The organism is Microvirga zambiensis WSM3693 (assembly GCF_016735695.1).
Lineage (GTDB): Bacteria > Pseudomonadota > Alphaproteobacteria > Rhizobiales > Beijerinckiaceae > Microvirga > Microvirga zambiensis.
Map to the genome: position 1 here is coordinate 94,246 of NZ_JAERQD010000022.1, position 20,385 is coordinate 114,630.

General features: G+C 65.5%; 17 protein-coding genes. 11 read left to right on the plus strand and 6 right to left on the minus strand.

Annotated features, from left to right (window positions below; translation table 11 throughout):
• Window positions 1–138 precede the first annotated feature (138 nt).
• Both ung and JKL46_RS17845 read left to right on the plus strand, forming a co-directional pair.
• Window positions 139–843, plus strand: a complete 705-nt coding sequence (gene ung, locus JKL46_RS17840) for a uracil-DNA glycosylase (RefSeq protein WP_201835370.1) — start codon at window positions 139–141, stop codon at window positions 841–843.
• 79 nt (window positions 844–922) lie between these two features.
• Window positions 923–2,128: an amino acid aminotransferase gene (locus JKL46_RS17845; RefSeq protein ID WP_246529370.1), complete on the plus strand. Its 1,206-nt coding sequence runs from the start codon at window positions 923–925 to the stop codon at window positions 2,126–2,128.
• Window positions 2,129–2,372: 244 nt separating this feature from the next.
• Here the strand turns inward: JKL46_RS17845 and JKL46_RS17850 are convergent, their stop codons facing one another.
• Window positions 2,373–5,873 carry an indolepyruvate ferredoxin oxidoreductase family protein gene (locus tag JKL46_RS17850; RefSeq protein ID WP_201835372.1) on the minus strand — a complete coding sequence of 1,167 codons (3,501 nt, stop codon included), beginning with the start codon at window positions 5,871–5,873 and terminating at the stop codon, window positions 2,373–2,375.
• A 206-nt stretch (window positions 5,874–6,079) separates the two neighbouring features.
• Here JKL46_RS17850 and JKL46_RS17855 point away from each other — a divergent pair, with 206 nt between their 5' ends.
• Window positions 6,080–6,721 (plus strand): DUF1007 family protein, encoded by a 642-nt coding sequence (locus JKL46_RS17855; protein ID WP_201835375.1) that lies wholly within the window; start codon window positions 6,080–6,082, stop codon window positions 6,719–6,721.
• Window positions 6,712–7,728: a nickel/cobalt transporter gene (locus JKL46_RS17860; protein WP_201835377.1), complete on the plus strand. Its 1,017-nt coding sequence runs from the start codon at window positions 6,712–6,714 to the stop codon at window positions 7,726–7,728. Before JKL46_RS17855 ends, JKL46_RS17860 begins: the two co-directional genes overlap by 10 nt.
• A gap of 6 nt (window positions 7,729–7,734) precedes the next feature.
• Here JKL46_RS17860 and JKL46_RS17865 read toward each other — a convergent pair whose 3' ends face one another.
• Both JKL46_RS17865 and JKL46_RS17870 read right to left on the minus strand, forming a co-directional pair.
• Window positions 7,735–8,367, minus strand: coding sequence for a LysE family translocator (locus tag JKL46_RS17865; RefSeq protein WP_201835379.1), 633 nt, complete (start codon window positions 8,365–8,367; stop codon window positions 7,735–7,737).
• Between the two features lie 39 nt (window positions 8,368–8,406).
• Window positions 8,407–10,002: a gamma-glutamyltransferase family protein gene (locus JKL46_RS17870; RefSeq protein ID WP_201835381.1), complete on the minus strand. Its 1,596-nt coding sequence runs from the start codon at window positions 10,000–10,002 to the stop codon at window positions 8,407–8,409.
• A gap of 147 nt (window positions 10,003–10,149) precedes the next feature.
• On the opposite strand from JKL46_RS17870, the gene JKL46_RS17875 reads away from it, so the two are divergent.
• The gene (locus tag JKL46_RS17875) at window positions 10,150–10,347 is read left to right on the plus strand and encodes a hypothetical protein (RefSeq protein WP_201835404.1); all 198 of its coding nucleotides are present in this window, start codon (window positions 10,150–10,152) and stop codon (window positions 10,345–10,347) included.
• Here the strand turns inward: JKL46_RS17875 and JKL46_RS17880 are convergent.
• From JKL46_RS17880 to JKL46_RS17890, 3 genes are all read right to left on the minus strand, one after another.
• Window positions 10,344–10,712 carry a DUF1850 domain-containing protein gene (locus JKL46_RS17880; protein ID WP_201835382.1) on the minus strand — a complete coding sequence of 123 codons (369 nt, stop codon included), beginning with the start codon at window positions 10,710–10,712 and terminating at the stop codon, window positions 10,344–10,346. The genes JKL46_RS17875 and JKL46_RS17880 overlap by 4 nt on opposite strands.
• Window positions 10,709–13,003: a TRAP transporter permease gene (locus JKL46_RS17885; RefSeq protein WP_201835383.1), complete on the minus strand. Its 2,295-nt coding sequence runs from the start codon at window positions 13,001–13,003 to the stop codon at window positions 10,709–10,711. The genes JKL46_RS17880 and JKL46_RS17885 overlap by 4 nt, the downstream gene beginning before the upstream one ends.
• A gap of 307 nt (window positions 13,004–13,310) precedes the next feature.
• Window positions 13,311–14,264 carry a TAXI family TRAP transporter solute-binding subunit gene (locus JKL46_RS17890; protein ID WP_201835406.1) on the minus strand — a complete coding sequence of 318 codons (954 nt, stop codon included), beginning with the start codon at window positions 14,262–14,264 and terminating at the stop codon, window positions 13,311–13,313.
• A 171-nt stretch (window positions 14,265–14,435) separates the two neighbouring features.
• Between JKL46_RS17890 and JKL46_RS17895 the strand changes: the two genes are divergently transcribed.
• From JKL46_RS17895 to JKL46_RS17920, 6 genes are all read left to right on the plus strand, one after another.
• Window positions 14,436–16,013 (plus strand): OpgD/OpgG family glucan biosynthesis protein, encoded by a 1,578-nt coding sequence (locus JKL46_RS17895; protein WP_201835408.1) that lies wholly within the window; start codon window positions 14,436–14,438, stop codon window positions 16,011–16,013.
• A gap of 311 nt (window positions 16,014–16,324) precedes the next feature.
• On the plus strand, window positions 16,325–16,498 hold the full coding sequence (locus JKL46_RS17900) for a hypothetical protein (RefSeq protein ID WP_246529371.1): 174 nt from the start codon (window positions 16,325–16,327) through the stop codon (window positions 16,496–16,498).
• 3 nt (window positions 16,499–16,501) lie between these two features.
• Window positions 16,502–17,248, plus strand: coding sequence for a zinc ABC transporter ATP-binding protein AztA (gene aztA, locus JKL46_RS17905; protein ID WP_201835384.1), 747 nt, complete (start codon window positions 16,502–16,504; stop codon window positions 17,246–17,248).
• Window positions 17,249–17,260: 12 nt separating this feature from the next.
• Window positions 17,261–18,127, plus strand: coding sequence for a metal ABC transporter permease (locus tag JKL46_RS17910; protein WP_201835385.1), 867 nt, complete (start codon window positions 17,261–17,263; stop codon window positions 18,125–18,127).
• 20 nt (window positions 18,128–18,147) lie between these two features.
• On the plus strand, window positions 18,148–19,071 hold the full coding sequence (locus JKL46_RS17915; RefSeq protein WP_201835386.1) for a metal ABC transporter substrate-binding protein: 924 nt from the start codon (window positions 18,148–18,150) through the stop codon (window positions 19,069–19,071).
• A gap of 156 nt (window positions 19,072–19,227) precedes the next feature.
• Entirely contained in the window at window positions 19,228–20,190 is a 963-nt protein-coding gene (locus tag JKL46_RS17920; protein WP_201835389.1) for a CobW family GTP-binding protein, read from the plus strand.
• Window positions 20,191–20,385 lie beyond the last annotated feature (195 nt).

The following is a 20,385-nucleotide window of genomic DNA, read 5'->3' on the forward strand; positions in this document are numbered from 1 at the left end:
GTGTCACAGAAGTAACACTCTGTCGACGGATTCCACGCCCGGAATCGCGGCATTCCTGACGCCTTTTTCACCGGCCGTCGCGAAATCCCTTAGCCGGCGCACCGATCGTACCCGAATGACCGAAAGGCATGCTGTTCCATGACCGGCCCCATCAGCCAGGCGCTTGCCAGGTTCCGCTCCGCCCCCCAGGCCAAGGGCTGGCTCGGCCTGCCCTTTTTCCAGGACGGCAGCGCCGACAATGTCGCGGCGAAGGTCGACGCGGTCGTCGCCTCGGGCACCGAGGTGCTGCCGCCACCGGAAGCGGTGTTCGCCAGCCTCGGTCTCACCCCGCTGGAGGAGGTCAAGGTGGTCGTTCTCGGACAGGACCCCTACCCGACGCCTGGCGATGCCCACGGGCTCGCTTTCTCCTATCGCGGCGCGCGGCTGCCGGCCTCCCTGCGCACGATCCTTGCCGAGATGGCGGATGACCTGGACGTCCCGATGCCGAAATCCGGCGACCTGTCGAAATGGGCCAGGCAGGGCGTGCTCCTCTTGAACACGGCGCTGACGGTCGAAGCCAGGCGATCGGGCGCGCATATGAAATTCGGCTGGTCTGCCCTGGTCGATCAGGCCATCGCCGCGATCTCGGCCGAGCGGCCCGCCGTCGTCTTCCTGCTCTGGGGCGGCCCGGCCCGCAAGCGGGCTTTGCTCATCGACCGGGCGAAGCATCTCGTGATCGAGGCCGGTCACCCCTCCCCGCTCAACCGCCTCAATGACTTCCGCGGCACGAAGCCCTTCAGCCGGACGAATGCCTGGCTCTCGGAGAAGGGGCTGGAGCCGGTGGATTGGCGGCTGGATCGCTGAAGAACCTTGCGAAGCGGCCGCCTCCGGGTCTAGGTCTGCCGGCACGTAATCGATGCGGCCGACGGCCTTGGAGATCAACATGACGGAATCCCTGTTCGGACAGGTCGAGGCCTTTGCCGGCGACCCGATCCTCTCCCTCAACGACAGCTTCAAGGCCGACCCGCGCACGGAGAAGGTCAATCTCAGCATCGGCGTCTACACCGACGAGAACGGCCGGATTCCCGTGCTCGGCGCGGTTAAGGCCGCCTATGAGCGGACCGGCTTCGCGGAGCGGCCCTATCTGCCCATGGAGGGGCATGCGCTCTACCGCGAGGGCGTGCAGAAGCTCGTCTTCGGCGACAGGCATCCGGCCCGCACCGAGAAGCGCATCGCGACGATTCAGACGCTCGGCGGCACCGGAGCGGTGGGCATCGCGGCCGACTTCCTCGCCAAGCATTGCCCCGGGCGAACCGTTCTCGTCAGCGATCCGACCTGGGAGAACCATCACGGCCTGTTCCAGCGCGCGGGCTTCAAGACCGCGACCTATCCCTATTGGGACCGCGTCAATCGCTCGGTCGATTTCGACGGCATGGTCAAGGCGCTCGAAGCGGCCGAGAACGGCTCCATCGTGGTGCTGCAGCCGGTCTGCCACAACCCGACCGGCGTCGATCTCGACGAGCGCCAGCAGGCGGCCATCACCGACGTGCTCGTCGCCAAGGGCCACATCGTGGTGTTCGACATGGCCTATCAGGGCTTCGGCACCGATCTCGATGCCGACGCGGCCTTCGTGCGCCGCTATGCGGAGCGGGCGAGCTGCGTCGTCGCCAATTCCTTCTCGAAAAACTTTTCGCTCTACGGCGAGCGCTGCGGCGGCTTGAGCATCGTCTGCCGGAATGCGGACGAGGCCGAGCGCGTGCTGGGACAGTTGAAGCTTGCGGTCCGCCGCAGCTATTCGAGCCCGCCGATGACCGGTGGCCTTCTGGTCGCAACCGTTCTCGGCGACGACAGCCTGCGCGCCGAGTGGGCCCGCGAGGTCGGCATCATGCGCGACCGCATGGACGCGATGCGCAAGCGTCTCGCCGACGCGATCCGCGCCCTGTCGAACGAGATCGACGTGGATTTCCTCACGACCCAGCGCGGCATGTTCAGCTACACGGGATTGAGCGCAGAGCAGGTCGACGCCATGCGCGAGCGCGACGGCGTCTATCTCGTGGGTTCCGGCCGCATGTGCGTCGCGGGTCTCAACGAGGCGAATGTGCCGAAGGTCGCGAAGAGCTTCGTCGAGGCGATTCAGGCGCAGAAGTAACAGAAGCGGTCATCCCGGACGGCGTGAGCCGATCCGGGATCGGCTTCAGGACAGAGCGCAACAGGCCCTCTCCCCCCTTGTGGGGGAGAGTTGGAGAGGGGGGGTGTGAGCGATAGCCTATGAGGGTTCGGCGCCAGCACCCCCCTCCCTACCCTCCCCCACAAGGGGGGAGGGAACACCCGCGCTAAACTTTAGTCTTGCGATCCCGGATCTCGCTTCGCTCGTCCGGGATGACGCGTTTCACTTACTCCGCCGCGATCGCCATCGGCTGCGGCCCGGCGCGGAACTTGGCGAGGAGATCCGCCTCCTCCGCCTTCGCGCTTTTAAGGTTGCGCTCCTTCACGTGGCCGTAGCCGCGGATCTTCTGCGGGATGCTGGCAAGACCAACCGCCACAGCGTGATTGCCGGCATCGAGCCTCGTCACGATCTCCTCGATCAGCCCTTCGAAGTCGCGGACGAGCTGGCGTTCGGTGCGGCGCTCGTGGCTGTAGCCGAAGACATCGAGCGGCGTGCCGCGAAGCCGCTTGAACCTCGCCAGAGCGCCCATGGCTTTCAGCATCCACGGCCCGAAGCTCATCTTCTGCGGCAGGCCGGTAACCGGATCCTTCCTGGCGAGGACCGGCGGCGCCATGTGGAATTCGTAACGCAGGTTCTCGCCCTCGAAGGCCGAGGCCACCTGTTTCTCGAAATGGCCGTTCGTATAGAGCCGCGCCACCTCGTACTCGTCCTTGTAGGCCATGAGCTTGAACAGCGAGCGCGCCACCGCGTCGGTAAGCGCGGTCGAGCCTTGCACAGCTTTCTCCTCCGCCGCGCGCACGCGCTCGACGATGCTGCGATAGTGCCGGGCATAGCGCCGGCTCTGGTACTCCGACAGAAAAGCCGCGCGCCGCTCGACCGCCTCGTCGAGGGTCTCGGAAATCTTGCGCGATTCCGTCGGCGCCTTCAGTTCGCTCATCATCGATGCAATCAACTCGGGCTCCGCAGCCGCGCGGCGGCCCCAGGTGAAGGCGGCGAGATTCATCTTCACCGCCTCGCCGTTGAGCGCGATCGCCTTCTCGATGGCAGCGCCGGAAAGCGGCACGCGGCCGGTCTGGTAGGCATAGCCGAGCATGAACATGTTGGCGGCGATCGCATTGCCGAGAAGCGCGGTGGCAACCGCCGTCGCGTCGACGAAGGAGACGCCTTCCGCGCCCGCCGCCGATGCGATGGCCCGCTTGAGGCGCTCGGTCGGCAGCGAGAAATCGGCGTTGCGGGTGAACTCGCCCGGCATCACCTCCGCTGTGTTCACCACGAGCGCGGTCTGCCCTTCCTTCACGGAGGCGAGCACCTTCTTCGTGCCGGTCACAACGAGATCGCAACCGAGCACGAGATGCGCCGATTCCGCGCTCACGCGGATGGCGTGGATGTCGTCCTGGTTGTTGGCGAGCCGCACATGGCTGTAGACCGCCCCACCCTTCTGGGCGAGGCCGGCCATGTCGATCATGCCCAGCCCCTTGCCTTCGAGATGGGCCGCCATGCCGAGGATCGCGCCGATGGTCACGACGCCCGTGCCGCCGACGCCGGTCACGATCACATTGAAGGTACGGTCGATGGCAGGGACGATGGGATCGGGCAGCGGCTTGAACGTCATGCCTTCCGTCGAGGCGGTCTCAGGGACAGCTTTCCTGATCTTGGCGCCGTGCACGGTGACAAAGGACGGGCAGAAGCCGCTGACGCAGGAAAAATCCTTGTTGCAGTTCGACTGGTCGATCTGGCGCTTGCGGCCGAACTCGGTCTCCACCGGCTGCACGGCGACGCAGTTCGATTGCACCGAGCAATCGCCGCAGGCCTCGCAGACGAGGTCGTTGATGATGACGCGCTTGTCCGGATCCGGGAACTCGCCGCGCTTGCGGCGGCGACGCTTTTCCGAGGCGCAGGTCTGGTCGTAGATCATCACCGTGACGCCGGGGATCTCGGCGAGAAGGCGCTGCACGGAATCGAGCTCCGAGCGATGATGGATCGTCATGCCCGACGGCCAGCGCATCTCCTTGGGATATTTGTGCGGCTCGTCGGTGACCAGCGCGATGCGCTCGACGCCCTCCTCGCGCACCTGGCGCGCGATCATGTCGACGGTGAGCTTGCCCTCATGCGGCTGCCCGCCGGTCATGGCGACCGCGTCGTTGAACAGGATCTTATACGTGACGTTGGTCTTGGTGTGGATCGACCAGCGCAGGGCCAACACGCCGGAATGGTTGTAGGTGCCGTCGCCGAGATTCTGGAACACGTGGCCGCGCTTCGAGAACGGCGCCTCGCCGATCCAGTTCGCGCCCTCGCCGCCCATCTGCGTGAAGCCCTCGGTCGAGCGGTCCATCCACTGCACCATGTAATGGCAGCCGATGCCCGCATAGGCACGCATGCCCTCCGGCACCTTGGTCGAGGAATTGTGCGGGCAGCCGGAGCAGAAATGCGGCGTGCGGGTGGCCACGTCGCGGGTGGTGACAAGCACGTCCTGCGCATGGCGCAGCCGCGCCACGCGGCCGCGCAGATCGTCGTTGTTGTGATAAGCGAGCAGCCGCTCGCCGATGACGATGGCGATGTCGTTGGGGTCGAGCGCACCCTTCACCGGGAAGAGCCAGCGGCCCTCCTCGTCCTTCTTGCCGATGCAGAGCGGCTGATTGGCGGTGCCGTAGAGTTCCTCGCGCAGCTGCACTTCGATGAGGGAGCGCTTCTCCTCGACGACGATGACCTTGTCGAGGCCGCGCGCGAAATCGACGAGCTCGCGTTGCGAGAGCGGCCAGGGGCAGGCGACCTTGTAGAGGCGAAGCCCCATGTCGTTCGCCTTGACCTCATCGAGGCCGAGCTCGTCGAGGGCCTGGCGAACGTCGAGATAGGATTTGCCGACGGTGATGATGCCGATCTTCGGATTGCGCCCGCCGGAGAGGACGATGCGGTTGAGGTTGTTGGCGCGAACGAAGGACAGCATCGCGTCGCGCTTGAAGTCCTGCAGCCGCGCCTCCTGGTCGAGCACGCCATCGCGGTTGCGGATGTTGAGCCCGCCCGGCGGCATGGTGAAATCGTCGGGGATGACGATCTTCACCCGGTCGAGCGAAGCATCGACGGAGGCGGTCGATTCGATGTTGTCCTTCACGCATTTGAAGGCGACCCAGGTGCCGCAGAAGCGGCTCATGGCATAGCCGTAGAGGCCGTAATCGAGAATCTCCTGCACGCCCGCCGGATTCAGGATCGGGATCATCACGTCGACGAAGTGGAACTCGGACTGGTGCGCAACGGTGGAGGATTCCGCCGTATGGTCGTCGCCCATCAGCGCCAGCACGCCGCCATGCGTCGAGGAGCCGGCCATGTTGGCGTGTCGAAACACGTCGCCGGAGCGGTCGACGCCGGGACCCTTGCCGTACCAGAGGCCGAAAACGCCGTCATACTTGCCGTCGCCGCGCACTTCCGCCTGCTGCGAGCCCCAGATGGCGGTGGCGGCGAGCTCCTCGTTGAGACCGGGCTGGAAGACGATGTTGGAGGATTCCAGCCATTTCCGCGCGCGCCAGAGATTCTGGTCGAGGCCGCCGATGGGGGATCCGCGATAGCCGGAGACGAAGCCAGCCGTGCTGAGGCCCGCCAGCCGGTCCCGCTCGCGCTGCATCAGCAGCATGCGGATGACCGCCTGGGTGCCGGTGATGAAAACGTGATCCTTGGAGATATCGTATTTGTCGTCGAGCGTAACGTTACGGAGTGCCACCTGACCGTCGGCCATGACCCGTTATCCTCCTGGAGCTTTTGTCCATCGCCGGTGATCCGGTCTTCTTGTCGCGAAATATGTCAGTATTGCTGACATATCTTCCGGCGCCCGTCAATCGAGCAGCCCTTCACGCCTTCGTTTCGCCTCTGTTAACCATGAAACCCCCATATCGCTCCATGGCCCGGCCTCCGCCGGAAGCATCGCTTTTCCAGGGTCAACGCATGATACGCCATCTCGGTCTGAAATCTGTCCTGGCGGCCCTGTGTCTGGCCTTGGCCTCGCCAGCTTTGGCCCATCCCCATGTCTGGGTGACAGCCAGGGCGGAAATCGTCTTCGCGCCCGACGGGAAAGTGACGGGCGTTCGCCACCACTGGACCTTCGACGAGGCCTATACGGCCTATGTGACGCAAGGCCTCGACACCAACAACGACGGCAAGCTCTCCCCGGAAGAGCTCCAGGATCTCGCCACCGAGAATGCCGCTTCCTTAAACGAGTTCGACTATTTCACGGTGCTCAAAGCCCGCGGCAAGCCGCAAGCGTTCGATTCGCCGCGCGAGGCCCGGATGAGCATGGAGAAGACTCAAGTTTCCATGTCGTTCTTCCTGCCGCTGAAAGTACCGGCCTCCTCCTCGGGTGCCGTCTCCATCGAGATCGAGGATCCGACCTTCTTCGTCTATTTCAGCCTCTCGGAGGGCCAGGCGGCCGTTTCGCTCGCCGGTGCTCCTCAGGGCTGCGTCACCAGCATCGCCAAGGCCAAGCCGCTCGATGCCTCCATGCAGCAGATCCTGCAGAACGAGGGCGCCATCCAGACCCAGGACATCGGCATCGAATATTCGAACAGGGCCATCATCGCATGTCCCTGATATCCGATACCGCTGCACTTCCAGGTGCCGGACAGGCCTCGCTGTGGCGACGGCTCGCCGTCATGCTGGCGGCCATCGCCGTGATTGCGCTTGCGACGGGGCTGATCGGCCTGTGGCTCGGACCGCTGAGCAAGCCGCCGCCGCGCAGCCCCTTCGGCATGGGCCTGCGCGAGGCGTCGCCTTCGGGCAGCCTCGGTGTCTGGATCCTGTCGGTGCAGTCCGGCTTCTACGGCAGCCTGCAGGCGGGCGTGCGCGCGATGAAGGAGAACGGCTCGGCTCTCTGGTCGCTGCTCCTCGTCGGCTTCGCCTACGGAATCTTCCATGCCGCGGGCCCCGGACACGGCAAGGGCGTGATCTCGGCCTATCTCGTGGCAGACGAAAGGGCCCTGCGCAAAGGTTTCGCCTTGAGCCTCGCGGCTGCCCTGGTGCAGGCTCTCGTCGCCATCGCCCTCGTCTCCCTCGTCAACATCGCGCTGCGGTCTACCGCCTCCACCATGAACAAGCTCGCCATGAATGTGGAACTGGCGAGCTTCGTCGCCGTAGCGCTGCTCGGCGCCGTCATCACCTGGCGCAAGGCGGGCAAGCTTTTGGGCGTCATGGCGCTCGCGCGAAATCCCCATGCGGCGGTCCAGGAGGATTGCGATCATGTCCACATGCCGCCGCCGGAAGAGCTCAGCCGCATGACGCGCCTGCGCGACATGGCGGGCGTCGCGATCGCCGCCGGCATCCGGCCCTGCGCGGGCGCCCTCATCGTCCTGGTCTTCGCCCTGTCGCAGGGCGTCTTTGCGGCCGGCATTGCCGCGACCTTCGCCATGGCGCTCGGCACGGCACTGACCACCAGCGCGATTGCGGCGCTCGCGGTGTTCTTCAAGGCCATGGCTTTGAGGGTGGCGGGCGGACGCGGCGCCTCGGGCGCCATTGCCATCGCAGGGATCGAGCTTCTGGCAGCCGCCTTCGTTCTGATGCTCGGAGCAAGCCTTCTCTACGGCCTCTGGATGGCCGGATAGAACCCGCTATCGCCGCGATTCGAACGCCATCCGCACGGCAAGGCCGCCCAGCACGGTGCCCATGAGCCAGCGCTGCATCACCATCCAGCGGGGGCGGGTCATCAGGAAGACCGCGATCGACCCCGCCATGACGGCGATGACGGAATTCACGCTGACGCTGATGACGATCTGGGTGAAGCCGAGAACGACGGACTGCATCAGCACGCTGCCCTGCTCAGGATCGATGAACTGAGGCAGGAGCGACAGATACATCACGGCGATCTTCGGGTTCAGCAGGTTCGTAAGAAGCCCCATCATGAACAGCTTGCGCGGGCTGTCCTTGGGAAGGCCCTTGACCTGAAAGGGCGAGCGTCCGCCCGGCCTCACCGCCTGCCAGGCGAGATAGAGCAGATAGGCAGCCCCGCCGAAGCGCAACGCATCATAGGCATAGGGCACGGCGAGCACGAGCGCCGTGATGCCGAAGGCCGCGCAGAGCATGTAGACGACGAAGCCGAGAGCCACGCCCGCGAGCGAGATCAGGCCGGCGACGCGCCCCTGCGAGATCGAGCGCGATACGAGGTAGATCATGTTCGGTCCGGGCGTCAGCACCATTCCGAGAGCGATCAGGGCGAAGGCGACGAGACTTGCGGTTTCGGGCATGCAAAAACTCCCTGCGCCACCCTGTATCGAACTTCGCTCCTAAAGTCCCAGCGATCCGCCATCCGAGCGCGGATCGTGCACAGCCTCGACGCGTCCGTTGCGCGGATGCTTCACGAGCATGCCCGCATGGCCCATGGCATCGGCATAGGGCTTGCCCAGCTCCTGCACCGGGTGACCCAGGCTCGAAAGCGCTCGCAGCAGGCTCGGATCGAAGCGATCCTCCACCTTCAAGGTCGCAGAGGACGCGCCCCAGGATTTGTCGAAGCGCCAGCGCGGCGCATCGACCGCGTCGGCGAGGCTCATGCCGAAATCGGCATAGCGGGTGAAGATCTGACCCAGGGTCTGCGGCTGCCCGTCGCCCCCCATGGTGCCGTAGGACAGCACGCGCCCGTCATTGAAGACGGCAAGGCCCGGATTGAGCAGATGAAACGGCTTCCGTCCCGGCTCCAGGGCTCTGAAGCTTTTGGGATCGAGCGAGAAGCCCAAGCCCCGGTTGTGCCAATGGATGCCGGTCGCCGGCAGCACGCAACCGGAGCCGAAGGCCCAGAAGACGGACTGGATGTAGGATACCGCGAGCCCGTCCTTGTCGATGCAGCCCAGCCAGACCGTATCGCCCTCCGCGGATCGTGGCGGATAGGGCGCGGCGCGGCGGCTCTCGATCATGGACGCCTCCCGCTCCAGCGCGGCGGGAGTGAGGAAGTCGGCCGGATTGAGGGTGAGTTCTCGGGGATCGGTCACCACCCGGTCGCGGATGGCGAAGGCGCGCTTTACCGCCTCGATCAGGCCATGGTGATGCTCCGGGGTCTCGCCGCGCGTCACGTTCAAACGCTCGAACATCCCAAGGATCAGGAGCGAGGCGAGCCCCTGGCTCGGCGGCGGCAGGTTGTAGACCGTCGAATGTCTCAGCCTGACCGAGAGAGGCTGCACAACACGGGCACGATAGGTTTCCAGGTCCTTGCGGGTGATCGGAGCGCCGATGCGCTCCAGATCGGCGGCGATCTCGCGGCCCACATCGCCACGGTAGAAATCCGCCAGACCCGCATGGGCGAGCTGGGCCAGGGCATCGGCGAGCTTGGGGTTCTTTCGCTGCGTGCCGGCCTCCGGGAGCTTGTCCTCGACGAGGAAGGCCTCGGCAAAGCCGGGGGCGGAAAACAGGGCTTCCTGCTCCAACGGCGCATTGCGCCCCTCCGCCGCACCGATCGCATAGCCCTCGCGGGCGAAGCGGACGGCATCACCGAGCAGGAGGTCGAGGGGCATCTGTCCGCCGAGCGCCCGGGCGAGCTCCAGCGCCAGCCCCCAGCCGCTCACCGCCCCGGCGACGGTCAGCGCAGCATCCGGCCCGCGCGGCGGAATGGAGTCGTAATCCTTGTCGCGATAGCGGCGGATGGTGGCGAGAGAGCCCGCGGGCCCCGAGGCATCGAGGGCGTGGATGCGGCCTCGGGGCTCCCGGACGAGCCAGAACCCGTCCCCGCCGATGCCGTTCATGTGCGGGTAGACCACCGCAATGGTTGCCGCCATCGCCACCATGGCCTCGACCGCATTGCCGCCGGCGGCCAGGATCATCTGCCCGGTCTCGGCTGCCAGGATGTGAGGGGCCGCAACGGCGGCGGTCGAGAAGACGGGGGTCTCGGGCATGGGCCTTGAATGTGGGGCGCGACAGAATGAGATTCGGGGAGACCTTGCACCGAGGGGGGCGTTTAGGGTAGTCCCATCTCCACGGAAAGAAGTGAGGCAACCTTGGCTCAGGCGAAAAGCACCAACTGGCGCAACGTGATCACCATCATGAGCATCATGATCCTGGTGGGCGCGGAAGTCTTCGGCGTGGCCATCGCCGCCGGCTGGGCCATCGCGGGCCTGTTCGAGCTCGGGGATTACGTCGGCTACGCGCTGATGGTCCTGTTCAGCCTCTTCGCCATCTATATCCTGGTCCATCTCTGGCGCCGCTGCATCGCCGTCGAGCCGCTGACCGGACGGGCTTAAGAGCCCTCGCACGCCTTCATCACGACGGGATCGGCCTCAGGCGGCACATAGGCTTCCATCGGGCGGCATAGGCCTGCGATGCAGATCCGCCAATCCGCCGTCGCGCCTGAGCGGCGCATCGTCACCTGCGCCTGCGGCGGCAGGTTCGGCTTCCACGACCAGACCCCATGCGCGAACTTGGCCTCAGGCGGCGGCTCCATGCCGGCCCCGGAGCCGCGCACCCGCGCCTCGACGAGTTCGAGCCCGGCGGGCGTCGAGCGCCAATCCTCCTCCCAGACGATCTTCTCGACCGAATGGGTCCAGGCGAGCGTGATCGCGCCCGCCATCAGGGGCGCGACCGTGGAGCCGGCGAGCAGGCAGATCATCGGCTGACGGCGGGCGTGGCGATCCGGCGCGTCTGCCAGACGTGGTACCCGACGAAGAGGGCCGAGAGCACGAAGCCGACCTCATCGGTGAGCGGAATCGCCGCGACGAGAAGGGCCGCCGCCACCGTCGCCCAGAGGCGCTCCCACCAGGACAGGGGCTTCAGGAAATAGCCGATGGCGGCGGTTCCCCAGAGCGTCATGGCGAGCGTCGCCTTCATGACGATGTAGGCCACCGCAAGCCAGTAGCTCACGCCTTCGAGACCCGGAACCGGCTGCAGCATCAGGGTCGGGTCATAGACAGCCATGTAGGGGATGACGAAGCCCGGCAGCGCGATCCGCACCGCCTGCATGCCGATCTTCAGGCCCGATTCCTTCGCCATGGGGGCTGCCGCAAAGGCGGCGAGCGCCACCGGCGGGGTCAGATCCGCCATGATGCCGAAGTAGAACACGAACATGTGCGAGACGATGAGCGGCACGTCGAGCTGCAGCAGGATGGGGGCTGCGAGCGACGAGGTGATGATGTAGTTCGGGATCGTCGGAATGCCCATGCCGAGGATCAGGCTGAAGATCATGGTGAGCACGAGGGCGGCAAAGATGTTCTCCTTGCCGATGGAGATCATCCACGTGCCGACGATGGTGCCGAGCCCCGTGAGCGTCATGGTGCCGATCACGATGCCGACCACCGCGCAGGCGAGGCCCACCGGCAGCGCCTGGCGCGCGCCGTCCGCCATGGCCTCGACGCAGGCCTGCAACGTCGTGCGTCCGCGGCCGGAGAAGGCGTTCCACAGAGACAGAGCGGCGACGACGAGCACGACGAGGGTCACGGTCGAGGCCAGCGAATAGGCCGAGAGCAGGGCAAGCCCGATCCAGAACGCGATGCGCAGAGCAGGCGTGGCGAAACCCGCGACGATGGCCGTGCCGAGAATCAGCGCCACGGTGAGCGAGAGACCCACCGCACCGGCGAAGAGCGGCGTGTAGCCGGTGAAGAGCAGGTAGACGAGCACGCAGAGCGGCGCGAGGAGGAACCACTTCTTCCGCATCTCGGTCCAGGCGTTCGGCAGTTCGGCTTTCGGCAGGCCGCGCAGGTTGCGCTTGCCGGCGTCGAGATGCACCGCGAGATAGCAGGCCGCGAAATAGAGAATGGCCGGAATGATCGCCGCCTCGACGATCTTCGAGTACGGCACGTCGATGGTCTCGGCCATGATGAAGGCCACCGCTCCCATGACCGGCGGCATGATCTGGCCGCCCATGGAGGATGTCGCCTCGACGCCGCCGGCGAAGGCGGAGGTGAAGCCGAAGCGCTTCATCAGCGGGATCGTGAACTGGCCCGAGGCCACCACATTGGCGACGCCGGAACCGGAAACGGTGCCCATGAGCGCGGAGGAGGCCACGCAGACCTTGCCGGGCCCGCCCTGCTTGTCGCCGAACACCGCCATCGAGATATCGTTGAAGAAATCGATGACGCCGGCCTTCTCCATGAAGGCGCCGAACAGGATGAACAGGAAGATGTAGGTGGCGGACACCAGCGTCGGCGTGCCGTAGATGCCCTCCGTTCCGAAGGACATGTGCTCGACCACCTGCTCCAGCGAATAGCCGCGATGATCGAGGGGCGCGGGCAGGAGGTGCCCGAACAGGCAATAGGACAGGAACAGGCCAGCCACGATGGGAAGCGCCGGCCCCATGACGCGCCAGATGAGATAGATCAGGATCGCGAGCCCGGCGATGCCGACGACGAGATCGAGCGTGGTGAGTTCGCCCGCGCGAACGATCAGCTCCTCGTAGAGCGCCCAATGGTACAGCCCGACCAGAAAGCTGGCTACGCCGACGATCCAGCCGACAACTCGAAGGGACGACGAGCCGGAGCGGTGGTTGGCGATCATCGCTCCCGCGACGAGGCACAGGAAGCCCACATGGATGGTGCGCGTGACCTGGCTCGGCATGCTGCCGCCGAACCAGAGGACGAGCCCGAAGGCGCCGGCAACGGCGAGCCAGGCCAGGACACCATCGACAACGCTGCGGCGGCGCAAGGCAAGCCCGATCATCCAGGCCGCCCAGGCCACCATGGTGACGGCCCAGAGATGCGTGAGGCTCAAGGACGCGATGAAGGGCTGATCGAGGGGAATGCCGAAGGAGGTGATGATCTGGAAGGTCGAGAAAGAGACCGCGATCCAGAACAGGAGCCGGCCGAGGAAACCCTCGCCGAAGCTTTCCGGCAGCCCGTGCTCCGGATTCACGGTTTCAGCCGGCGCCTCCATTTGGGCGAGTTCGGACTTGTTCACACCCTGGCTCATGGCGCAGCGTCTCCTTGATCATCGGTCTTCGTTCTCAGGTAGCGACTTAAGTTTGGCCCCGCACCGTCATTCCGGGGCGCCGCAGGCGAGCCCGGAACCCATAGCCACGACGGCTCACGATAGAGATGAGCGGCGTTGCGCCGCTTTCGGCAAGAGTGGCGGCTATGGGTTCCGGGTTCCGCTACGCGGCCCCGGAATGACAGTGTGCCGGCCCCCATCAGAGCTCAAACTTAAGTCATTACCCGTTCTCATGAAAAAGCCGGAGCAGTTCACCTGCCCCGGCTGGCATGTAAATCGGCCGAAGGGTTTAGGAACCCTGCTTCTTCACGCCCTTCTCGTCGAAATAGCGCTGCGCGCCCGGATGCATCGGGACGGGCATGCCGGAGAGCGCGCTTTCGAGTTTGATGTCCTTGGCGGCGGCATGCGCTGCCGCGAGATCCGGGAGGCTGTCGTAGATCGCCTTGGTCATCTGGTAGACGGCCTCGTCCTTCATGCCGGAATGCGTCACGAGGTAGTTCACGACGGCCGCCGTCTGCACGGGAGCGGTCTGACCCTGATAGGTGTTGGCCGGGATCGAAACCTTCACGTAGGGGGATCCGACCTTGTCCACGACGCTGGCGGGGATCTCCACCACGACGATCGGCACGGACGTGGCGAGATCGCGGATCGAGGAGACGCCGAGGCCTGCCGATTGCAGGGTAGCATCGAGCTGGCGGTTCTTCATCAGTTCGACGGATTCACCGAAGGGCAGATACTCGACCTTGCCGAGATCCTTGTAGGACAGACCCGCGCCCTGGAGAATCGCCCGGGCATTGAGCTCGGTGCCGGATTTCGGCGCGCCGACGGAGAGGCGCTTGCCCTTCAGGTCCGCCAGCGACTTGATGCCGGATTCCTGGGTCGCGACAACCTGGATGTAGTTGGGATAGATCGCGGTGATGCCGCGCAGCTTGTCGAGTTTACCCTTGAAGCCGGCTTCCTCATCGCCCGCCCAGCCCATGGCGAGGCTGTCGCCGAGGGTGAAGCCGATCTCGCCCTTGCCCTGCTGTAGGAGGGTGAGGTTTTCGACCGAGGCCTTGGTGGCCTGAACGGAGGGGCGAGAGCCCTGCACCTTGTCGGTGAAGACCTTGGAAAGCGCGACGCCGAGCGGATAATAGACGCCCGAGGTGCCGCCGGTCAGGACGTTGATGAAGTCCTGGGCCTGGGCCGGCACGCTTGCCCCCGCAAGCACAACGGCGGCCGCGGCGCCGATCGCGCGGCGCATGACTTTTCGATACATGGCGTACTCCCTATTTTACGGCGCAGTTATTCCTACACCTGTGTGTGGGCCTACATTGACCGCTGACGGCAATTTCTCAAGAGGCTAAGAGGGACTTAATCCTGCCACCTTGGTCGGTAGGGGTGCGTCCCTCCCGGAAATCACATGCGCTCATCCATGATCAATCGCCGCCGCTTCCTCCAAACCGCAACCGCCACCGCCGCCCTTGCCGCGCAAGGCTTTGCCGGCCAGGCCCTGGCGCAGCAGGGCCTGAAGATGGCAGCCCCCGCCCCCTTCTCCTTCGAGGAACTGAAGCGGCGTGCGCAAGATATGTCGCGCATGCCTTACGTGGCGCCGCCGAGCCCCTCTCCGGAAATCCTGCAGCGGATCGACTACGACGCGCACGGCAAGATCCGGTTCAAGACCGACCTCGCGCTCTGGGCAAACGGCCCGAGCGAGTTCCCGGTCACGTTCTTCCATCTCGGCCGCTTCTTTCAGAAGCCGGTGCGCATGCATGTGATCGAGAATGGCCAGGCACGCGAGATCGTCTACGATCCCGATTATTTCGACATGCCGGCGGATTCCCCGGCCCATGGCCTGCCGGCCAATTCCGGCTTTGCCGGCTTCCGCTTCCAGGAAGCCCGCAACGGCAAGCTCGACTGGAAGAAGAACGACTGGGTCGCCTTCCTCGGCGCCTCCTATTTCCGCGCCATCGGCGAGCTCTTCCAATACGGCCTGTCCGCCCGCGGGCTCGCCGTGGACGTGGCCGTCTTCGGCAAGAACGAGGAATTCCCCGACTTCACCCACGTCTATTTCGAGACCCCTCAGGCGGGTTCGGACACGGTCACGATCTACGCGCTCCTCGACGGCCCCAGCGTCGCCGGCGCCTACCGCTTCGTCATGCAGCGGGCGGCCGCCATCGTCATGGACATCGACAGCAACGTCTTCATGCGCCAGGACGTGAGCCGTCTCGGCATCGCGCCGCTCACCTCCATGTACTGGTATTCGGAAAAGGCGAAGACCACCGCCATCGACTGGCGTCCGGAGATCCACGACTCGGACGGGCTGGCGCTGTGGACCGGCAGCGGCGAGCGCATCTGGCGCCCCCTCAACAATCCGCCGCGCATCATCACCTCGGCCTTCACCGACGAGAACCCCAAGGGTTTCGGCCTGCTCCAGCGCGACCGGAACTTCGACCATTATCTCGACGGCGTCTATTACGACCGCCGACCGTCGCTGTGGATCGAGCCGCAGGGCAACTGGGGCCGGGGCGCGATCCAGCTCGTCGAGATCCCCACCGACGACGAGATCCACGACAACATCGTCGCCATGTGGGTTCCGGCCGATCCGGTGCGCGCCGGACAGGCGCTGGAATTCCGCTACCGCATGCACTGGTCGGCGGAAGAGCCCTATCCGACACCCCTCGCCCGCGTGGTGGCCACCCGCCTCGGCAATGGCGGCCAGGCCGGCACCGCCCGTCCGAAGGGCGTGCGCAAGTTCATGATCGAGTTCCTCGGAGCGCCCCTCACCAAGCTTCCGAGCGGCGTGTTTCCGAAGCCCGTGCTCACCGCCTCCCGCGGCGAGTTCTCGAACATCCTCACCGAGGCGGTGCCCAACAACGTGCCCGGCCACTGGCGCACTCAGTTCGACCTGTCGGTCACAGGCACCGACCCGGTGGAGATGCGCTGCTACCTGCGCAACGAGAACGAGGTCCTGAGCGAGACCTGGCTCTACCAATACCACCCTCCGTTTTGAGTGACTGGCCGAGACGAGCATGGCCCGTGCCTCCCTCCCCCTTGCGGGGAGGGATCGAGGGTGGGGGTCGAAAAGTCAAAACGCTGCGCCTCGTCATGGAAGCATGAAGTCGATACAGCGCCATTCTTACCTGACCGCTCGCCCGGTCGAACCACCCCCACCCCTACCCCTCCCCGCAAGGGGGAGGGAAAGGCCTGTAATCGCTCGCGGCCAATTCCGGGATTGATCTTGCAAACCATAGGTTTGATAGGGGCGTATAAAATACTATACGCCCCTGGAAATCACGTCCGATCCGGTCTATGTAGAAGGCCATGTCGCATGGCCACCACCATCACACTCACGACCACACGCACGCCCATGAGCATCGGGCGATCGCCGCGGCTCCGACCTTCTCGCTGCTGCGCCTGTCGGTCGGGCAGCGTCTGATCGGTGCCGCCATCGTCCTCTCCGGCCTGTGGCTGCTGGTCTTCGCGGTGATGAGGTAGCCCATGAAACCCATCTCGACCGCCATCCGCTTCGACGAGGTCACGTTAGGCTATGACCGCAGGCCGGCCGTCCACCACCTCGACGGCGAGATCCCGTCGGGGAGCCTGATGGCCGTGGTCGGGCCGAACGGGGCCGGCAAGTCGACCCTGCTCAAGGGCATCGTCGGCACCCTGACGCCCCTCGAGGGCCGGATCCGCCTCGACGGTGCCTGCGGCATCGCCTATCTGCCGCAGGCCGCCGAGATCGACCGCTCGTTCCCGCTCTCGGTCTACGACCTCGTCGCGATGGGCCTGTGGTCGCGCTCCGGTCTCTTCGGCGGTATTTCCCGGCACGACCGCACGCGGATCGAGCAGGCGCTGGCGGCCGTGGGCCTGCTCGGCTTCGAGCGGCGCCCGATCTCGACCCTGTCCGGCGGCCAGATGCAGCGGGCGCTCTTCGCGCGCCTGCTCCTGCAGGACGCTCCGGTGATCCTGCTCGACGAGCCCTTCACCGCCATCGACGCCAAGACCACCGCCGACCTGCTCGATCTCGTCCGCCGCTGGCACGACGAATCCCGCACGGTGGTCGCCGTCCTGCACGATCTCGACATGGTCAGGCGCACCTTCCCGCAAACCCTCCTGATCGCCCGGGAGCCGGTGGCCTGGGGCGAGACGGAAACGGTGCTGCAGCCTGAGAACCTGCTGAAGGCCCGGCGCATGGTCGAGGCATACGATCCGCATGCGGATATATGCCATCGCAAGGTCGCATAGGGACGCCTGTTCATGCTCGACCTGTTCTATACGCCATTTGCCGAATTCGAGTTCATGCAGCGCGCTCTCGTGGGCGTGATCGCCATCGCGCTCGGCGGCGGCCCCGTCGGCGTGTTCCTGATGCTGCGCCGCATGAGCCTGACCGGCGACGCCATGGCACACGCGATCCTGCCCGGTGCGGCGGTCGGTTATCTCGTCGCCGGCCTCTCGCTTCCGGCCATGACCATCGGCGGTTTGTTCGCCGGCGTCGTGGTCGCGGTCGCCGCCGGCCTCGTCTCGCGCTTCACCGCGCTGAAGGAGGATGCATCGCTCGCGGCCTTCTACCTGCTCTCCCTGGCGCTCGGCGTCACCATCGTGTCGCTGCGCGGCTCGAACGTGGATCTGCTGCACGTGCTCTTCGGCACGGTGCTGGCGCTCGACGACAACACGCTGCTGCTCATCGCCTCCATCTCCACCATCACCGTGCTCGCGCTCGCAGCGCTCTACCGCCCGCTGGTGCTCGAATGCGTGGATCCGGTCTTCCTGCGTTCCGTCAGCCGCGCCGGAACGCCGACGCATCTGATCTTCGTCGGCCTCGTCGTCATGAACCTCGTCGGCGGCTTCCATGCGCTCGGCACCCTGCTGGCGGTGGGCATGATGATGCTGCCGGCAGCAGCGTCACGATTCTGGAGCAATGACATCACCGTGATGATGATGCTGTCCGTCGTCATCGGCATCGCCTCGGGCCTATGCGGCCTGCTGCTCTCCTTCCATGCGGAACTGCCCGCGGGACCGGCGATCATCCTCTCCGCCGGGGCAGCCTATGTGCTCTCGCTCCTGCTGGGGCGCGAGGGCGGCGTGCTGTGGCTGGCATGGCCCGGCAAGCATCTGGAAGCCTGACCTCTCAAAAGGATCGAACCATGCTGACGAGAAGAGCTGCCGTTTCCCTGCTGGCGGGATGCCTCACCCTTGCCGCATCGGCGCTTCCCGCCGCCGCGCAGAACGCCGAAAAGTTGAAAGTGGTCGCCACCTTCTCGATCCTCGGTGACATCGTGCGCAATGTGGGCGGCGAGCGCGTCGAGGTCACGACCCTCGTCGGCCCGAACGGCGACGCCCATGTCTATTCGCCGACGCCGGCAGACGGGCGACGCCTGACGGAAGCGGCAATCGTCTTCACCAACGGCCTGAAGTTCGAGGGCTGGATCGACCGCCTCATCAAATCCTCAGGCACCAGGGCCGCGAAGATCGAGGCGGCGAAAGGGGTGAAGCTGCTGAAGGAGGAAGAGAGCGGCCACGGGCACGATCACGGCCATGGCGGATCCGATCCCCACGCCTGGCAGAGCATCGGCAATGCCAAGATCTACGTGGCGAATATCCGCGATGCCCTGATCGCGGCGGATGCGGCGGGCAAGACTTCTTACGAGGCGAATGCCGCGGCCTATCTCAATCAACTCGATGCGGTCGAGGCCGAGATCAAGGGCATCGTCGGCGGCATCCCGGCCGAGCGCCGCCGGATCATCACGTCCCACGACGCCTTCCGCTATTTCGAGGAGGCCTATGGCATCGATTTCGTGGCGCCCCAGGGCGTCTCCACGGAAGCCGAGGCCTCGGCCAAGGACGTGGCCCGGATCATCCAGCAGATCAGGCGCGACAGGATCGCCGCAATCTTCGTGGAGAACGTCTCCGACACCCGCCTCATGGAGCGGATCGCGAAAGAAACCGGCGCGAAGATCGGCGCCAGGGTCTATTCCGACGCCCTCTCCGAGCCGGGCGGACCGGCCGGCACTTACATTGAGATGATGAGACACAATATAAGGGCTTTCAGCGCGGCCCTGTCGAGCTGAAAGCCATCCTCCCCTTGAGGGGGAGGGTCGGAGCGCGTAAGCGCTCCGGGGTGGGGTGGCAGCGCGACCTCACCCGGTTTGGTGTTTCCACCCCACCTCGGCCTGTTCGGCCGATCCTCCCCCTCGAGGGGAGGATGAAAGTTGCGGATTATCGCGATGACCGACAAGATCCCCGTCACCGTCCTCACAGGCTATCTCGGCGCCGGCAAGACCACGCTTCTCAACCGCATCCTCACCGAGCAGCACGGCAAGAAATACGCCGTGATCGTCAACGAGTTCGGCGAGATCGGCATCGACAACGAACTCGTCGTCGGCGCCGACGAGGAAGTGTTCGAGATGAACAACGGCTGCATCTGCTGCACCGTGCGCGGCGACCTGATCCGCATCCTCGACGGGCTGATGAAGCGCAAGGGAAAATTCGACGCCATCATCGTCGAGACCACCGGCCTCGCCGATCCCGCCCCCGTGGCCCAGACCTTCTTCATGGACCAGGACGTCTCCGACACTGCCCGCCTCGATGCGGTGGTGACGGTGGCCGATGCCAAGTGGCTCTCCGACCGGCTGAAGGATGCGCCCGAGGCGAAGAACCAGATCGCCTTCGCCGACGTGATCATCCTCAACAAGATCGATCTCGTCTCGGAGGGTGAGCTGGCGGAGGTCGAGGCGCGCATCCGCGCCATCAACCCCTATGCCAAGATCCATCGCACCCAGAACTGCGCCATTCCGATCTCCGAGGTGCTCGACCGCAAGGCCTTCGATCTCGACCGCATCATCGCGCTCGAGCCCGACTTCCTGGAGGAAGGCCATCACCACCATCATGACGAGGAGATGCAGTCGATTTCCGTGCATCACGACGGCGAGGTCGATCCTCAGAAATTCATGCCGTGGATCTCGAACCTGACCCAGGTCGAGGGGCCGAACATCCTGCGCTGCAAGGGCATCGTCGCGTTCCCGGACGAGCCCAAGCGCTTCGTCTTCCAGGGCGTCCACATGATTCTCGACGGCGACGTGCAGGGCGAATGGAAGCCCGGCGAGAAGCACACCTCCAAGGTGGTCTTCATCGGCCGCGACCTGGACGCGCAGGCGATCCGGCAAGGCTTTTTGGCCTGCGCGGCGTGAGGCGGCCACCCCTCTCCCGGGTGGGAGAGGGGCAGGGGTGAGGGCGGGACATCTCACCAGTCTAGCACCGCCCTCGCCGCTGCACACATCGCCGCTGCACTTCATCCGGCGCCGCCCTCCCCTTGTAACTTCCCTGCTGCCGGATCGGGTATAGTTCCTGGTGCGGCGGCGGGCAGCAGACCGTCAACCCCGAGG

Excerpts from the sequence above, each read along its gene's own strand:
- JKL46_RS17860 (WP_201835377.1), top strand. The coding sequence starts at position 6,712 with ATGTCCCTGATATCCGATACCGCTGCACTTCCAGGTGCCGGACAGGCC.
- JKL46_RS17890 (WP_201835406.1), bottom strand. The coding sequence starts at position 14,264 with ATGCGCCGCGCGATCGGCGCCGCGGCCGCCGTTGTGCTTGCGGGGGCA.
- JKL46_RS17865 (WP_201835379.1), bottom strand. The coding sequence starts at position 8,367 with ATGCCCGAAACCGCAAGTCTCGTCGCCTTCGCCCTGATCGCTCTCGGA.
- JKL46_RS17920 (WP_201835389.1), top strand. The coding sequence starts at position 19,228 with ATGACCGACAAGATCCCCGTCACCGTCCTCACAGGCTATCTCGGCGCC.
- JKL46_RS17895 (WP_201835408.1), top strand. The coding sequence starts at position 14,436 with ATGATCAATCGCCGCCGCTTCCTCCAAACCGCAACCGCCACCGCCGCC.
- JKL46_RS17850 (WP_201835372.1), bottom strand. The coding sequence starts at position 5,873 with ATGGCCGACGGTCAGGTGGCACTCCGTAACGTTACGCTCGACGACAAA.
- JKL46_RS17885 (WP_201835383.1), bottom strand. The coding sequence starts at position 13,003 with ATGAGCCAGGGTGTGAACAAGTCCGAACTCGCCCAAATGGAGGCGCCG.
- JKL46_RS17845 (WP_246529370.1), top strand. The coding sequence starts at position 923 with ATGACGGAATCCCTGTTCGGACAGGTCGAGGCCTTTGCCGGCGACCCG.
- JKL46_RS17870 (WP_201835381.1), bottom strand. The coding sequence starts at position 10,002 with ATGCCCGAGACCCCCGTCTTCTCGACCGCCGCCGTTGCGGCCCCTCAC.
- aztA (WP_201835384.1), top strand. The coding sequence starts at position 16,502 with ATGAAACCCATCTCGACCGCCATCCGCTTCGACGAGGTCACGTTAGGC.
- JKL46_RS17875 (WP_201835404.1), top strand. The coding sequence starts at position 10,150 with ATGAGCATCATGATCCTGGTGGGCGCGGAAGTCTTCGGCGTGGCCATC.
- JKL46_RS17880 (WP_201835382.1), bottom strand. The coding sequence starts at position 10,712 with ATGATCTGCCTGCTCGCCGGCTCCACGGTCGCGCCCCTGATGGCGGGC.
- JKL46_RS17910 (WP_201835385.1), top strand. The coding sequence starts at position 17,261 with ATGCTCGACCTGTTCTATACGCCATTTGCCGAATTCGAGTTCATGCAG.
- ung (WP_201835370.1), top strand. The coding sequence starts at position 139 with ATGACCGGCCCCATCAGCCAGGCGCTTGCCAGGTTCCGCTCCGCCCCC.
- JKL46_RS17855 (WP_201835375.1), top strand. The coding sequence starts at position 6,080 with ATGATACGCCATCTCGGTCTGAAATCTGTCCTGGCGGCCCTGTGTCTG.
- JKL46_RS17915 (WP_201835386.1), top strand. The coding sequence starts at position 18,148 with ATGCTGACGAGAAGAGCTGCCGTTTCCCTGCTGGCGGGATGCCTCACC.
- JKL46_RS17900 (WP_246529371.1), top strand. The coding sequence starts at position 16,325 with ATGTCGCATGGCCACCACCATCACACTCACGACCACACGCACGCCCAT.